Origin of the sequence: Mycobacterium sp. 1245499.0 (assembly GCF_001673615.1) — a bacterium.
GTDB lineage: Bacteria > Actinomycetota > Actinomycetes > Mycobacteriales > Mycobacteriaceae > Mycobacterium > Mycobacterium europaeum_A.
Genome location: NZ_LZMG01000395.1, coordinates 49,754 through 64,696 on the forward strand (window position 1 = coordinate 49,754; position 14,943 = coordinate 64,696).

The 14,943-nt window shown below is 69.0% G+C and carries 15 protein-coding genes and 2 pseudogenes; 10 read left to right on the forward strand and 7 right to left on the reverse strand.

Annotated features, from left to right (window positions below; all coding sequences use genetic code 11):
- Positions 1–91: 91 nt before the first annotated feature.
- Positions 92–1,126 (reverse strand): dihydrodipicolinate reductase, encoded by a 1,035-nt coding sequence (locus A5646_RS24750; protein ID WP_067024888.1) that lies wholly within the window; start codon positions 1,124–1,126, stop codon positions 92–94.
- A gap of 76 nt (positions 1,127–1,202) precedes the next feature.
- On the opposite strand from A5646_RS24750, the gene A5646_RS24755 reads away from it, so the two are divergent.
- Complete coding sequence (locus tag A5646_RS24755) at positions 1,203–1,787, forward strand: TetR/AcrR family transcriptional regulator (RefSeq protein ID WP_231998466.1); 585 nt, start codon at positions 1,203–1,205, stop codon at positions 1,785–1,787.
- Positions 1,784–3,010, forward strand: a complete 1,227-nt coding sequence (locus A5646_RS24760; protein ID WP_066869438.1) for a cytochrome P450 — start codon at positions 1,784–1,786, stop codon at positions 3,008–3,010. The genes A5646_RS24755 and A5646_RS24760 overlap by 4 nt, the downstream gene beginning before the upstream one ends.
- Before the next feature lie 19 nt (positions 3,011–3,029).
- Here A5646_RS24760 and A5646_RS24765 read toward each other — a convergent pair whose 3' ends face one another.
- Together A5646_RS24765 and A5646_RS24770 are read right to left on the reverse strand one after the other, a co-directional pair.
- Positions 3,030–3,683 carry an L-fuculose-phosphate aldolase gene (locus A5646_RS24765; protein ID WP_067024891.1) on the reverse strand — a complete coding sequence of 218 codons (654 nt, stop codon included), beginning with the start codon at positions 3,681–3,683 and terminating at the stop codon, positions 3,030–3,032.
- Positions 3,680–4,660, reverse strand: a complete 981-nt coding sequence (locus A5646_RS24770; protein ID WP_067024894.1) for an NAD(P)-dependent oxidoreductase — start codon at positions 4,658–4,660, stop codon at positions 3,680–3,682. The genes A5646_RS24765 and A5646_RS24770 overlap by 4 nt, the downstream gene beginning before the upstream one ends.
- 30 nt (positions 4,661–4,690) lie before the next feature.
- Between A5646_RS24770 and A5646_RS24775 the strand changes: the two genes are divergently transcribed.
- Together A5646_RS24775 and A5646_RS24780 are read left to right on the forward strand one after the other, a co-directional pair.
- Positions 4,691–6,061 (forward strand): FGGY-family carbohydrate kinase, encoded by a 1,371-nt coding sequence (locus A5646_RS24775; protein ID WP_067024908.1) that lies wholly within the window; start codon positions 4,691–4,693, stop codon positions 6,059–6,061.
- Between the two features lie 9 nt (positions 6,062–6,070).
- Positions 6,071–6,739 carry a GNAT family N-acetyltransferase gene (locus tag A5646_RS24780; RefSeq protein WP_067024896.1) on the forward strand — a complete coding sequence of 223 codons (669 nt, stop codon included), beginning with the start codon at positions 6,071–6,073 and terminating at the stop codon, positions 6,737–6,739.
- A gap of 3 nt (positions 6,740–6,742) precedes the next feature.
- Here the strand turns inward: A5646_RS24780 and A5646_RS28525 are convergent.
- The 3 genes and pseudogenes from A5646_RS28525 to A5646_RS24795 all read right to left on the reverse strand — a co-directional run bounded on the left by A5646_RS28525 (position 6,743) and on the right by A5646_RS24795 (position 9,522).
- Positions 6,743–7,676, reverse strand: a pseudogene (locus A5646_RS28525) (class I SAM-dependent methyltransferase).
- Positions 7,673–8,605: a class I SAM-dependent methyltransferase gene (locus tag A5646_RS24790; protein WP_067024902.1), complete on the reverse strand. Its 933-nt coding sequence runs from the start codon at positions 8,603–8,605 to the stop codon at positions 7,673–7,675. Before A5646_RS24790 ends, A5646_RS28525 begins: the two are co-directional and overlap by 4 nt.
- Positions 8,606–8,607: 2 nt before the next feature.
- Entirely contained in the window at positions 8,608–9,522 is a 915-nt protein-coding gene (locus A5646_RS24795; RefSeq protein ID WP_066869460.1) for a class I SAM-dependent methyltransferase, read from the reverse strand.
- Between the two features lie 290 nt (positions 9,523–9,812).
- On the opposite strand from A5646_RS24795, the gene secY reads away from it, so the two are divergent.
- From secY to A5646_RS24825, 6 genes and pseudogenes are all read left to right on the forward strand, one after another.
- Positions 9,813–11,138, forward strand: coding sequence for a preprotein translocase subunit SecY (gene secY, locus A5646_RS24800; protein ID WP_066869463.1), 1,326 nt, complete (start codon positions 9,813–9,815; stop codon positions 11,136–11,138).
- Positions 11,135–11,680: an adenylate kinase gene (locus A5646_RS24805; RefSeq protein WP_066869466.1), complete on the forward strand. Its 546-nt coding sequence runs from the start codon at positions 11,135–11,137 to the stop codon at positions 11,678–11,680. Before secY ends, A5646_RS24805 begins: the two co-directional genes overlap by 4 nt.
- 2 nt (positions 11,681–11,682) lie before the next feature.
- Positions 11,683–12,486, forward strand: a complete 804-nt coding sequence (gene map, locus A5646_RS24810) for a type I methionyl aminopeptidase (protein WP_066869469.1) — start codon at positions 11,683–11,685, stop codon at positions 12,484–12,486.
- A gap of 39 nt (positions 12,487–12,525) precedes the next feature.
- Positions 12,526–13,071: a sigma-70 family RNA polymerase sigma factor gene (locus tag A5646_RS24815; RefSeq protein ID WP_082972677.1), complete on the forward strand. Its 546-nt coding sequence runs from the start codon at positions 12,526–12,528 to the stop codon at positions 13,069–13,071.
- A gap of 30 nt (positions 13,072–13,101) precedes the next feature.
- Complete coding sequence (locus A5646_RS24820; protein WP_066881420.1) at positions 13,102–13,821, forward strand: anti-sigma factor; 720 nt, start codon at positions 13,102–13,104, stop codon at positions 13,819–13,821.
- A gap of 8 nt (positions 13,822–13,829) precedes the next feature.
- Positions 13,830–14,711 (forward strand): annotated as a pseudogene (locus tag A5646_RS24825) (FAD-dependent oxidoreductase); the annotation flags it as partial.
- Here A5646_RS24825 and A5646_RS28530 read toward each other — a convergent pair.
- On the reverse strand, positions 14,671–14,943 hold a 273-nt coding region (locus A5646_RS28530; RefSeq protein ID WP_197505278.1), incomplete at its 5' end, for an NAD(P)/FAD-dependent oxidoreductase. The pseudogene A5646_RS24825 and the gene A5646_RS28530 overlap by 41 nt on opposite strands.

Below are 14,943 nucleotides of genomic sequence, written 5' to 3' on the forward strand. Positions count from 1 at the left end.
TCCCGGATTTCGCGGCAACCTTTACTGATGGCGGACGCGACGCCCTCCGCGGTGGCGGATAAGCGGGTGCTCATCACGGGTTCGACCAGCGTTAGCCCAACGCGCCGCGGGAACCGATGAGCGGCAGATCGATTGGCGTGATGACCCCCGGTGGCGCCTGGCACAGGAACGGGATGGCGTTGACGGCCGCGACGGCGGTGCTGTCCATCAGCACGGTCATCACGTCCTGCCCGGGCTCGCCGAACCTGATCGTCGCGTCGACGCGCGGTTCGCCGTCGATCACCACGCGGAAACCCTCGGGGTCGGTCCATTTCGGCTCGAGCGCGTCGTCACTCATGGTCCAGCAGATGGCCAGTTCGACCAGCGGGCTTCCGCGGCGATAGCCCCGATAGGTGCGGCGCTGGCCGCCGACGGTGCCGGCGGCGTAATTCACCCACCCCAGATCCAGATCCCGGGTCAGCACCGCGGTCTCGACGAACGCCTCTGTCGAATCGAGTTCGGTCCCCAGCATTGTGGCGATCATGTCCAGGGTCTCGAAGTAACCGAGGCCGTAGCGTTGAGCCGCGGGGTCGATCGGCGTCAGCGGCTGCCGCGGTGGCTTACCGAATCCGAGCACCTGCCACACCTCCCGCACGGGATAGGTGGTGCAGTCCAGCGTTTCGACGAGCTTGACGCTGCGAACCTTGCGGCAGGCACCGGTGAGGAAGCCGGCGACGACGTTGATGAAGCCCGGCTCGAAACCCGTTCCCAGAAAGGTCGCACCGCCCCGGCGCGCGGCCTCCTCAAGCGCCGGCAGTTCAGCCCGGTGGTGGGTGCCGGTCAGGAAGTCGCCCGTCGTGACCACGTTGATGCCGCGACGCAACATCGTTTCCACCAGCGCGTAGTCGATGACGCGTGGCATGTAGCTCACGCAGTCGGGTGCCAGGTCGAGCAGCGCGTCGACATCGCTCGTCGCGATGACGCCGGTCAGGGGCCGGCCCGCGAGAGTTCCCGCGTCGCGCCCCGCCTTCGCGGCGTCCAACGCATGTACGCCCTGCAGATCGAAGTCGTCGCGGTCCAGCAGGATGCCCAGCGCCCGCCTTCCGATGTTGCCGGTCGACCACTGAACCACGCGGTATCGCCCCATGGTTGACAAGCGTAGGCGAACGCTGTTCTAATCTGAACACCGTTCGAAATAGAACGCTGTTCGAAGTGGGGGACGCGTGAAGGCCGACGTCGATGTACCGGTGCTGCGCTACGGGGCCCTGGACCGGGCGCACCTGACCAAGCACCTCCTGCAACTGGCTAGGCGCGTGGGCGTCGGCCGGGTGACGATGCGGGAGCTGGCGGCCGAAGCGGGTACGGCCGCCTCGTCGGTGTACTACCACGTCCGCGACAAGCGCGAACTGCTCGATCTGCTCATCGAATCGGTCCTCACGCAGATCGAGGTGCCGCAGGCGGGCGATTGGGAAGCGCGGTTAATTGCGCTGCACCTGAATGCCTGGCACGTGCTCGTCGACGTTCCCGGGATCGCGGCCCTGCTCCAGCAGCATCCGCACACCGCCGCGGCCGCCGAGATGAACCGCGCCGCGCGCGCAATTCTGCGCGAAAGTGGCTTGGATGAAAAGCATTTCGATGCCGCGCATGCAGCGTTGTACATCCATCTGCTGGGCTCGGTTCAGCTTGAACACACCCGGCGCGCCGGGGGAATGGCACACGGTCCGGGTGACGAGGCGTTCGCCTACGGACTGCGCCTGATCCTGGCCGGCCTGCGCGAGGAGCTCAAGCGGAATCGAGACGGATCGTGACCGGCGCGACCATCGATCTCGCCGCCCCCGCGCTATGGGCGTCGCGTTTTCCCGACGATCTGTTTGCCGAGTTGCGCGCCCACACCCCGGTCTTTCACCAGCGGCTGACTTCCGACGTGCAATCCGCTGTGGGACGCGAGTTTTGGGTGTGCACCAAGCACGCGGACGTCGCGCGCGTGCACCGCGATCACGAAACATTCACGGCGACCCGCGGCCCGCTGATCCAGGACGTACCGTTGTTCGACGCCTATCCGGCGATCGTGAGCATGGACCCGCCGGATCACACGATTCGCCGCAAAGTCATCTCCCGCGCGTTCACACCCCGCGCGGTGGCCAAACTGGAAGAGGGGATTCGCCGGCGGGCCAAGGCCATGGCCGCGACACTCGTCGAATCCGGTGGCGGTGAGTTTGTCGACCTGGCCGCGGGACTGCCGATATCGGTGATCGGTGACATCGTCGGGATCCCCGACGCCGACCGCCCCCAAGTGTTCGGCTTGATCGACCGGGTGCTGAAGACGGCCGGCGCACAGATGTCGGTCCCCGGCGGCGATGATCTGTTGCCGTTCATGGAGCTGTTCGAGTACGCGAGCGCGCTGACCGCCCGCAAGCGGGAGCATCCCGTGGACGACATCTGGAGCGCGCTGTGCACCACCGAGATCACCGCGGAATCGGGCGAAAGCTTTTTGCTGCCATCCAACGAGCTGGAGATCTTCTTCTTCGTGCTCGGCCTGGCCGGCGCCGATACGACGCGAAATGCGTTGTGCGACGGCATCCGAGCCTTCGCCGGCAATCCGGATCAGCTCGCGGCCTACCGATCCGACCCGGACACGCGGCGCACCGCGGTCGAGGAGGTGATCCGCTACTCCACACCGATCATGTTCTGGGTGCGCGGGGCGATCAGGGATGTGACGCTCGGTGACGCGGTGATCCCCGCGGGTGCGCGGGTGGTGACGATGCTGCGCTCGGCCAATCGCGACGAGGACGTCTTCGCGGACCCCTACCGGTTCGACATCCGCCGTGATCCCAACCCCCACCAGTCCTTCGGCGGCGGCGGCGCCCACCACTGCTTGGGTGCGATGCTTGCGCGGGCGGAGGTCCGGGCCGCGCTCGATGAAATCCTGTTGAATACCAACAACATCGACGTCGGCCGACCGAGGATGACGCTGCCCGACCTGTGCAACAACATGACCGTGTACGAGTCACTCCCGGTCAGTTTCAGCTAGCGCCGGGCCCGGCGGCCGGCTAGGCGTTCGTCCGCAGATAGCTATACACGGACGCGAAGTTGCGGTTGACGTCCTCGGGGATGGGCACCGGCCCGCCGAGAGCCCTTGCACCCCAGACGATTTGAGCGGTCCGCTCGACCAGCGCGGTGATATGCAACACCTTGTCGGGCCGCGGTCCCACCGCCACCAGGCCGTGGTTGGCGATCAGCGCGGCGCCGCGGCCCTCGAGCGCCTTCACCGCGTTGGCGCCGACGTCGGGCGTGCCGGAGGCGGCGTAGTCGGTGCACCGGACCTCGCCGCCGCAATAAACCGCGAACTCGTCGATGCAGGCCGGGATCGGTTCGTGGGCGATGGCGAACATGGTGGCCCACACCGGATGGCTGTGAATGACGCTGCCGATGTCGTCGAACGCCCGATAACACGCCAGGTGCAGCTGCATCTCCGATGACGGCGCGCGGCCCTGCGCCGCCTGCAGCACCGAGCCGTCGGCGTCGACGAGCACCAGGTCGTCGAGCTGCATGTCGCGGTAGTCGACCGACGACGGGGTGATGACGATGTGGCCGTCGGCGCGGCGCGCGGAGATGTTGCCGGCAGTCCCCTCGACCAGACCGCGGCGCAGCATGTCCTTGGCGGCGTCCAGCACCGCGGTTTCCGGGTTGTCCACGAACTTCATGGCCCTAACACCTCCGGGTTGACGATATGCGCGGGCGCGTTGCCGGCCAACAGCGCTTCCAGGTCGTCGGCCACCATCTGCGCCTGCCGCGCCTCGGTGTCGAAGGTGGCGCCCCCGATGTGCGGGGTCAGCACCACGTTTCCCATGCCCACCAGCGGGTGATCGGCCGGCAGCCACTCGCCGGCGAAGTGGTCGAGCCCCGCGGCGCCCACCTTGCCCGCGGTCAGGGCGTCCACCAGCGCATCGGTGTCGTGCAACTGGGCCCGGGCGGTGTTGAGGAAGACCACGCCGTCGCGCATGGCCGCGAACTCCCGCGCGCCGATCATGCCGGCCGTGTCGTCGGTGACCGGGGCGTGCATCGAGACCACGTCGGCCTCGGCCAGCAACTGGTCGAGGCTGTGCCGGGCGTCGGGGTTGTAGGGGTCGTGGGCGATGACGCGTAGGCCCAGCCCGGACAGCCGCCACCGCGTAGCGCGGCCGACCGCGCCGAGGCCCACCAGCCCCGCGGTGAGCCCGGCGATCTCGGCGGCGCGGAAGCGTTGATACGGGATGCTGCCGTCGCGAAAGATGTTGCCGCTGCGCACATCCGCGTCCGCGGTCAGCACGTGCCGGGTGGCGGCAAGCAGCAGGGCCACCGTCATCTCGGCGACGGCATCGGCGTTGCGGGCCGGCGTGTTCAGCACCGGGATGCCGGCCGCGGTGGCCCCGGCGACGTCGACGTTGTTGGGGTCGCCACGGGTGGACGCGATCACCCGCACGCCCGCGTCGAACACCGGGCCGCGCACCGAATCGCTTTCCACCACCACGATTTCGGCGCCCTCGCCGGTGATCCGATCGGCCAGCTGCTCGGCGCTGTAGATGCGCAGCGGGGTCTGCTCGATCCAGGGGTCGTAGACGACGTCGGCGAGCTCCCGCAGTTTGGCGAAGCCCGGCCCACGCATCGGGGCGGTCACCAAGGCGCGCGGTTTGGACGTCACGAGTGCCAATGCTGGCGTACGGTGACGCCCGTGTCACGCAAAGACGTCACAATCGGCATCGACGTCGGCAGCACCGCGGTCAAGGCCATCGCCGCCGACCCCGACGGCAACGTGACGGCGCGCGTGCGCATCCCGCACGAGCTGCGGGTGCCCGAACCCGACCGGCTGGAGCACGACGCCGTGGCGGCGTGGCGGCGTGGGCCGTCGGCGGCGCTGGACGAACTGGTCGGGCAACCCGGAATCGCGGCGGTGGCCGTCTCGGCGATGGTGCCGTCGATGACCGCCGTCGACGACACCGGCACACCAATCACGCCGGGACTGCTCTACGGCGACGCGCGGGGCCGCACGCCCGGCGGCCCGGGCCCACAAGCGCCGCAGCTGCCCGCACTGGGCGAGGCCGCCGAGTTCTTGCGCTGGACGGCCGCCCACGCGCCGGGCGCCGCCGGCTACTGGCCCGCGCCGGCGGTGGCCAACCACGCGCTGTCGGGCCAGGCGGTCATCGACATCGCCACCGCCGCCACGGCGTTTCCCTTGTTCGACGGGACCGGCTGGAACCCCGAGGCATGCGCCGACCGGGGCGCGCAGGTCTCGCAGCTGCCCCGGGTGGAAAGCATGGGGGCCGTCGTCGGGCAGGTCAACGGCAGCGAGGCCGCGCTGGCCACCGGCGCCATCGACGCGTTGTGCGAACAGATCGTCGCCGGTGCCGACCACGACGGCGACGTGCTGGTGATGTGCGGGACCACGCTGATCGTCTGGACGACGATCGCCGAGGCCCGCCAGATGCCCGGCCTGTGGACCATCCCGCACACCACGCCCGGCAAGAGCCAGATCGGCGGGGCCAGCAACGCCGGCGGGCTGTTCCTGGGCTGGGTGGATCGCGTTGTGGCACCGGCGGACCCGACGGCCGTGGAGCCCGGGCGGGTGCCGGTGTGGTCGCCCTATTTGCGGGGCGAGCGCACCCCGTTCCACGACCCGGACCGCCGGGGCGTGCTCGAGGCGCTGGATCTCACCCACGACGCCGCCGCGCTGCGGCGGGCCGCCTACGAGGCATCCGGCTTCGTCGTCCGCCAGCTCATCGAACTGTCCGGGACGCCGGTGTCACGCATCGTGGCCACCGGCGGCGGCACCCGGGTGGGGCCTTGGCTGCAAGCCATCGCCGACGCCACCGGGCGCCCGGTCGAGGTGTCCGGGGTGGCGGAGGGGGCCGCGCTGGGAGCCGCCTTCCTGGCGCGCATGGCGGCCGGCCTGGAGACGACCATCGCCGATGCCGCCCGATGGGTGCGCACCGAGCGCATCGTCGAGCCCGACCCCGCCTGGGCGAGCGCGGTCAGGGATCGTTACCAGCGCTTCCTGGAGTTGGGGAACCGCAGATGTAGCGCGGTGGTACCACCGGCGATCTAGGCTGGTGCAATGACCGACCAGGACCGCAAAGCCGCCCGCCGCGAAATCGCCGACGCACTGTTGAAAGCCCTTGAACGACGACACGAAGTACTCGACCTGATTGTGGAGGCCGGCAACAAATCGGAGGCGATCGACGCCATCGCCGGTTTGCTCGGTACCTCGCGGACGGGCGCCGAAGCGGTATTCGGCTTGTCCTTCGACCGACTCACGAAGGATTCGCGAAAGACGATCCAGACCGAACTCGAGGACCTGAACAAGCAGCTGAGCTTCACCCTGGGCGAGCGTCCCGCGAGTTCGGGGGACACCCTCGAGCTGCGGCCGTTCTCCGCGAGCGAGGACCGCGACATCTTCGGCGTCCGCACCGAGGACATGGGTGGCGTGTCGGGCGACGGATCCGGCGGGCAGGCGGGCAACCTCGACGACGAGATCAGCGCCGCGCTGGGCCGGGTCGACGACGAGGAGGCCGCCTGGTTCGTGGCCATCGACCACGGCGAAAAGGTCGGCATGGTGTTCGGCGAGCTGGTCCGCGGCGAGGTCGACGTGCGAATCTGGATCCACCCCGATCACCGCAAGCGGGGTTACGGCACCGCCGCGCTACGCAAGTCGCGCTCGGAGATGGCCTGGTGTTTCCCGGCCGTGCCGATGGTCGTGCGGGCACCGGCGGCCAACCCCAACTGACCGTCAGGGCAGTACGGCGTCGACCGCGATGCTGTGCCGCAGCGACTCCAGGCTGTCGCCCGGTGGAAGGGGGCAGCCCCGCCTCGGCGAACATGTCGGCGCGGGTGCGGGTCGACACCCGCCAGCCCAGGGCGCTCAGATACTGCGCTGCAGGCGTGCGCGCGCCGCGGTAGACCAGCGTCGACACGTCGACATCGAAGCCGAATTGCCCCCACCGCCTGGTCATCGCCTTGGCGCGCCTTTCCAGCAGGTCCGAGGTGCCGCCGTCGTGGTACTCGGTCGCCAGCCGGCTGCCCGGCGCGCTGAGCGTGGTGATCACGTCGAACAGGCTGTCCTGCGCCTGCGGCGGCAGATACATCAACAGGCCCTCGGCGCTCCAGGCGCTGGGCCGCGACTCGTCGAAACCCTTGTCCCGCAGGGCGCCACGCCAGTCCTCGCGCAGGTCGACCGACACCGTGCGCAGCTGCGCGGTGGGCTTGGCCCCCAACGCGCCCAGCGTCGTGGACTTGAACTCGATGACGGCGGGCTGGTCGACCTCGTACACCACGGTGCCCGCCGGCCAGGCCAGGCGATAGGGTCGTGAGTCCAGGCCGGAGGCCAGGATGACGACCTGGCGGATACCGGAAGCGGTTGCGTCGGTGAAGAAGTCGTCGAAGTAGCGGGTGCGCACGGCCATCATGTTGGTCATCCGCTGCAGGTTGAATTCCGCGTCCGGGTCGGCGTCGGCATCGAGACCGCCGGTCTCATCGGTGATTTCGCCGTCGAGCACCCGGATGAAGAACTCGGCGCCCACCGCGCGGACCAGCGGGTCGGCGAACGGATCGTCGATCAGCGCGTCGGCCCGCTTACCGGCCAGCGCCCGGCAAGCGGCGACCCAGGTCGCCGTGGCGCCCACGCTCGAGGCCAGGTCCCAGGTGTCTCGATCGGTGCGGGTCACGACGCCTCCTCGGACAGGGTCGCGGTCACGTATCGGATGTCGGCGAAGGCCGCCATCGACGGTTGCTCGGGGAATTCGAAACCGTTGGCGGCATACAGTTCCGGGGTGCTGTGCACCGACGAGCGCCAGCCCCGCTCGGACAGGTAGGTCACGACGTCGTTGCGTTCGCCGGGGTACACCAGATCCGCCCAGTTGAGGTCTAGCCCCATCCGGCGCCAGCGCTCGCTGATCTCGCGGCCCCGCTTTTCGATGCGCCCGCGCATGTCGGGCACGTAGCCGGTGCCGATCCGGCTGCCGACGGCGGACAGCGCGGTGATGCTGTCGAACAGGCGGTCCTGTGCCTCCGGCGGCAGATAACCCAGCAGGCCTTCGGCGCTCCACGCCGTGGGCGCGGCCGCATCGAATCCACCGTCGCGCAATGCGGCCGGCCAATCGTCGCGCAGGTCCACGCCCACCGCCCGCCGCTCGGCGCTGGGGGTTGCACCCAGGTCCGCCAGCGTGCGGGTCTTGAACTCGATCACCCGCGGCTGGTCGATCTCGTAGACCACGGTGCCGGGCGGCCAGGCCAGCCGGTAGGCCCGGGTGTCCAGTCCCGAGGCCAGGATGACGGCCTGGCGGATACCGGAGTCGGCGGCCCCCAGAAAGAACGAGTCGAAGAACCGGGTGCGGACCGCCATGCCCTCACCGAGCCGCCGCGCGGTGAACGCCGGATCATCCTCGGGGGTCTCGATGTCTCCGTCCATCATCCGGATGAAGGCCTCGACGCCGACGGCGCGCACCAACGGCTCGGCGAAGGGATCGTCGATCAGCGGGTTGGGACCCTTGGACGCCAGCGCCCGCCGGGCGGCCACCGCGGTGGCGGTGGCTCCCACGCTGGACGCCAGATCCCAGCTGTCGCCGTCCGATCGCTTGCTGTCGGTCTCCGGCATGGCTAACGCAGGGTGGCGGTCACCGCGACGATGTTGCGGAACTGCGCCATCGCCTCGTCGTCGCGGAATTTCAGGCCGTATTCGCCGAACAGCTCGCGGCGCGGCCGGGCGGCCACCTCCCAGCCCTTACCGGTGAGGTAGTCGACGACGTTGCTGCGCTCGCCGTCGAAGAACAGCCCCGACAGGTCGATGTCGCAGCCGACTTTGGCCCACCTGTCGTTGAACTCCTGGGCGCGTTGCGACATCGTCGTGCCGGCGGTGTCGGGGTGATACTCGGTGGCCAGCCTGCTGCCGGGGGCGCTGAGCTCGGTGATGTTGTCGAAGAGCCGGTCCTGGGCGTCCGGCGGCAGGTACATCAGCAGTCCCTCGGCGCTCCACGACGTCGGCTGGGTCACGTCAAAGCCGCTGTCGCGCAACGCGGCCGGCCAGTCCTCGCGCAGATCGATGCTGACCGTGCGCCGCTCCGCGGCCGGGGCGGCACCCAGGTGCGACATCGTCGTGCTCTTGAACTCGACGACGGCGGGCTGATCGACCTCGTAGACCACGCTGCCGGCCGGCCAGCTCAACCGGTAGGCGCGGGAATCGAGGCCGGCGGCCAGGATCACCGCCTGGCGGACCCCGTCGCGGGCGGCGTCCAGGAAGAAGTCGTCGAAGAAGCGGGTGCGCACGGCGATCGAGTCGGTCTCCAGCCCCAGGTCCTTGCCGCTGCCCTGGTAGCCCTCGGATTCGGTGACCTCACCGTCGACCAGGCGCCGGAAGAAATCGAGGCCGACCGCGCGCACCAGGGGCGCGGCGAAGGGGTCGTTGATGATCGGATTGGAACCCTCGCTGGCCAGCGCGCGGGCCGCGGCGACCATGGTGGCCGTGGCGCCGACGCTCGAGGCCAAGTCCCAGCTGTCTTGGTCAGTGCGTGTCATGCTGCTCCCAAGTTATTTAGCAAATGCAACGAGTCAGGGGAACTCTACGCCTCGCGGCTTACGGCTTGCTGTGTTTTTCTCCCGTGGGGCGGCGGCGACGCAAACGCCCGGTTAACCGCGCCGCGGGCGGTCTCACAGAGGGGCGCAGTAAAGGCCCTGACCAGAGCTGCCCGTACCAGCTGTTAGTCTCGTACACGGTTTGACGCGCTGTAGATTAGTCGGCCGTACGTCCTGGCCTGCGGGTGTTGGGCGCGTGATGCAGGAAACCCCCGGCTGCGCAGGAGGAAGAGTTGCTTTCCGCTTTCATCTCATCGCTGCGGACAGTCGACCTGAGACGGAAGATCCTCTTCACGCTTGGCATCGTCGTCTTGTATCGGGTCGGCGCCGCGTTACCGTCCCCTGGCGTCAACTACCCGAACGTCCAGCAGTGCATCAAAGAGGCCAGCGGTGGCGCGGCCGGACAGATCTACTCGCTGATCAACCTGTTCTCCGGTGGTGCCCTGCTCAAACTCACCGTGTTCGCGGTGGGGGTGATGCCCTACATCACGGCCAGCATCATCGTGCAGCTGCTCACGGTCGTCATCCCGCGGTTCGAGGAACTGCGCAAGGAAGGCCAATCGGGCCAGGCCAAGATGACGCAGTACACCCGCTACCTGGCCATCGCGCTGGCCATCCTGCAGGCCACCAGCATCGTGGCCCTGGCCGCCAACGGCGGGCTGCTGCAGGGCTGCTCGCTGGACATCATCGCCGACCAGAGCATCTTCACGCTGGTGGTCATCGTGCTGGTGATGACGTCCGGCGCGGCGCTGGTGATGTGGATGGGTGAGCTGATCACCGAGCGCGGCATCGGCAACGGCATGTCGCTGCTGATCTTCGTCGGGATCGCGGCCCGCATCCCCGCCGAGGGCAAGACGATCCTGGACAGCCGCGGCGGGATGATCTTCGCCGCCGTCCTGGTCGCCGCGCTGGTCATCATCGTCGGCGTCGTGTTCGTCGAGCAGGGCCAGCGCCGGATCCCGGTCCAGTACGCCAAGCGGATGGTCGGCCGGCGCATGTACGGCGGAACCTCCACGTATCTGCCGCTCAAGGTCAACCAGGCCGGTGTTATCCCGGTCATCTTCGCGTCCTCGCTGATCTACATCCCGCACCTGATCACCCAACTGATCCGCAGCGGCAGCGGCGGCGTGGGCAACAGCTGGTGGGACAAGTTCGTCGGCAGCTACCTGTCGGACCCCAGCGATCCGGTGTACATCGCCATCTACTTCGGCCTCATCATCTTCTTCACGTACTTCTACGTGTCGATCACGTTCAATCCCGACGAGCGTGCCGACGAGATGAAGAAGTTCGGCGGGTTCATCCCCGGCATCCGGCCGGGCAAGCCGACCGCCGACTACCTGCGTTTCGTGCTGAGCCGGATCACCCTGCCGGGTTCGATCTACCTCGGCGCGATCTCGGTGCTGCCCAACTTGTTCTTGCAGATCGGCAATGGCGGAGCGGTTCAGAATCTGCCGTTCGGCGGTACCGCGGTGTTGATCATGATCGGCGTGGGCTTGGATACGGTCAAGCAGATCGAGAGTCAGCTCATGCAGCGCAACTATGAAGGGTTCCTGAAGTGAGAGTCGTTTTGCTGGGACCGCCGGGGGCGGGCAAGGGAACGCAGGCCCAGAAGCTCTCCGAAAAGCTGGGAATCCCGCACATCTCCACCGGTGAGCTGTTCCGCAGCAACATCGAGAACGGAACCAAGCTGGGCCTGGAGGCCAAGCGCTACCTGGACGCCGGCGACCTGGTGCCCTCCGAGCTGACCAACCAGCTCGTCGACGACCGCCTGAGCGATGCCGACGCGGCCAACGGCTTCATCCTGGACGGCTTCCCGCGGTCGACCGGACAGGCCAAAGCCCTGCACGACATGCTGGGGCGCCGGGGCACCGACATCGACGCGGTGCTGGAATTCCGGGTGTCCCAGGAGGAGCTGCTGGAGCGGCTCAAAGCGCGGGGCCGCGCCGACGACACCGACGACATCATCCTGAACCGGATGAAGGTCTACCGCGACGAGACGGCACCGCTGCTGGAGTACTACAGCGACCAGCTCAAGACGGTCGACGCCGTCGGCACTATGGACGAAGTGTTCGCCCGCGCGTTGCAGGCGCTGGGCAAGTAGGGATGAACCCGCTGGCGCGGCTGCGGAGCCGCAAGGTGGTGCCGCAGCGCAGCGCCGGTGAGCTCGACGCCATGGCGGCGGCGGGCGCGGTGGTCGCGGCGGCGCTGCAGGCGGTGCGGGCGGCCGCGATCGCCGGGGTGTCGACGCTGAGCCTGGACGAGATCGCCGAGTCGGTGATCCGCGACGCCGGCGCGGTGCCGTCGTTCCTGGGCTATCACGGTTATCCGGCGTCGATCTGTTCCTCGGTCAACGAGCGGGTCGTCCACGGCATACCGTCGGCCGCCGAGATCCTGGCGTCCGGTGACCTGGTGTCCATCGACTGCGGCGCGGTGCTCGACGGCTGGCACGGCGACGCCGCGATCACCTTCGGGGTCGGGACGCTGGACGCCGCCGATGAAGCGCTGTCGCAGGCGACCCGCGAATCGCTGGAGGCCGGGATCGCGGCGATGGTGCCCGGTAACCGGCTGACCGACGTGTCGCACGCCATCGAGATGGGCACCCGCGACGCGGAGGCCCGCCACTCGCGCGCCTTCGGGATCGTCGAGGGTTACGGCGGGCACGGCATCGGCCGGCAGATGCACATGGATCCGTTTTTGCCCAACGAGGGTTCGCCCGGGCGCGGCCCCCTGCTGGCAGCCGGATCGGTGCTGGCCATCGAGCCCATGCTGACGCTGGGCACCGGCAAGACGGTGGTGCTGGACGACCAGTGGACGGTCACCACCACCGACGGTTCGCGCGCGGCACACTGGGAGCACACCGTCGCGGTCACCGACGCGGGGCCGCGCATCCTGACGCTGGTGAACTAAACCTCAGCTCCGCTCGTTTCCCGGGCAGGAGGTGATCGAGTGGCTCGTGTGGCTGGCACGGGGAGGGCTTCCGGGGCTGCCGAGGCCGCTCTGATGAAGGCGCTCTATGACGAACACGCCGCGGTTCTGTGGCGTTATGCGCTGCGGCTGACGGGGGACGCGAGCCAGTCCGAGGATGTGGTCCAGGAGACGTTGCTGCGCGCATGGCAGCACCCCGAGGTCGTCGGGGACACCGAGCGCTCGGCGCGGGCGTGGCTGTTCACGGTGGCCCGCAACATGATCATCGACGACCGGCGCAGCGCGCGGTTTCGCAACGTCGTCGGTTCCACAGACGTATCGGGTGCGCCCGAACAGTCCACGCCGGATGAGGTCAATGCGGCGCTGGACCGGTTGCTGATAGCGGACGGGATGGCCCAGTTGTCCGCCGAGCACCGAGCAGTGATCGAACGGTCCTACTACCGCGGATGGACCACCACGCAGATCGCTGCGGACCTCGGCATCGCCGAGGGAACAGTGAAGTCGCGACTACACTATGCCGTGCGGGCGTTGCGACTCACTCTGCAGGAACTTGGGGTCACCCGATGAGGGGCTCCGAATGCTTGAGGGGTGACGGAGATGGATGAAATGAGGACGCCGGTGCAGGATGTCGGCCCTCCCGAAGACCGCTACGCGATGTGGGATGCCGCATACGTGTTGGGATCTTTGTCGGCCGCGGAACGCCGCGAATTCGAGACGCACATGGCGCGCTGCCCGTCTTGCCGGGAGGCCGTCGCCGATCTCAGTGGAGTGCCGGCCCTGCTCTCACAGCTTGACCGTGCCGAGGTGGCCGCGATCGACCAATCCGGTCCGGCCCCGGAGATGTCTCCACAGTTGCTGCCGTCCCTGCTGGCGACGGTTCGTTGGCGCCGGCGCCGCACCCGGGTGGTGACCTGGGTGGCGTCGGCGGCCGCGGCCGCGGTGCTGGCGATCGGGGTGTTCGTCGGCCTCGAGGGGTGGTCGTCGACTCCGTCCCAGCAGGTGACCGCGTCGTCGGAGCCGATGGCGCAGGTGAGCACCACCCTGCTGACGTCGACGGTCGCCGTCAGCAGCCAGCACTGGGGGACCTCCATCAACCTGCGCTGCGTGTGCCTGGCGCCGCTCAACGCGCACCACGACACGCTCGCCATGGTTGTGGTGGGCCGCGACGGCAGCCAGACGCGGTTGGCGACGTGGGTGGCCGTGCCCGGCCACACCGCGACACCCGCGGGCGCCATCTCGACCCCGATCGACCAGATCGCCGCCGTGCAGGTGGTTGCCGCCGACAGCGGCCAAGTGCTCCTGCAACGCTCGCTATAGAGGATCGCGTGTTCGGCGACGCGCGTTCGCTCCGGGTGCTCGTCGTGGGCGCCGGTGTCGCCGGCATCTCCGTCGCCCGGGGCCTGCTCCGCGACGGGCACGACGTCATCGTCTTCGAGCAGCGGCCCGATGTGCGGGCGGCCGGCGGCGCGGTGACGATCTGGTCCCACGGCGAGACGGTCCTCAACCAGCTGGGTGTCGATATGGACGGCGCCGGCCGGCCCTTGGCCACCGTGCGGGCGGTGACGCCCACGGGCCGCAGGGTCGGAACCCTCGACGTGACCGCGATGGTGCGGCGACTGGGTGCGCCCATCCGGATGGTTCCGCGCCGCGTTCTGCTGGATCGGCTTCTCGAGGGGTTCCCGGTCGAGCGCATCCGGTGCGGCTCCCGGGTGATCGGGTTGGCAAGCACGGGTGACGGGGTCAGCGTCGAGTTCGACGACGGCACGGTGGCCGAGGGGGACGTGCTGATCGGTGCCGACGGCCTGCACTCGCGGGTGCGCGATCACGTTGGCGCCCAAGGCGCGTCGCCCACCGGCTGGTGCAGCTGGCAGGGGCTGGCCACGCTTCCGGAGATCGCGGATTGCGATGCCGCGCTGATGATCATCGGCGGGCACGGCAACCTCGGCCTGTGGCCCGCCGGGGGCTGCGACGTGCAGTGGTGGTTCGACCTGCCCTGGTCGCCCGACTTCGTCCGGCCGCAGCGGCCGATCGAGATGATGCGGTCGCACTTTTGCGGATGGTCGGACTTGGTCGATCGGGTGCTCGCCACCTTGACCGACGACGATTTGGCCCGCTCGCCGTTCCCGCATTTCCGCCATCCGATCCCGCGTGCGGGCCAAGGCCCGGTCACCCTGCTCGGCGACGCCGCGCACACGATGCCGCCCACGACACGGCCATGACCCGCCGGCGCCGGGTCTTCTCGTAGGACCGCAACGCACGCGAAACATCTTCGCCGCGAACGTTTGTCGCACGACGCACGCCCGCCAGTGCCCCGCACAGCACCATGGTGTCGAGCAACGCCTGGTTGGTGCCCTGAGCCAGGGTGGGCGGCATCGTGTGCGCGGCGTCGCCGAGCAGGGTGACCGGGCCTTGGCCCGCACGCGGGATCGGATGGCGGTC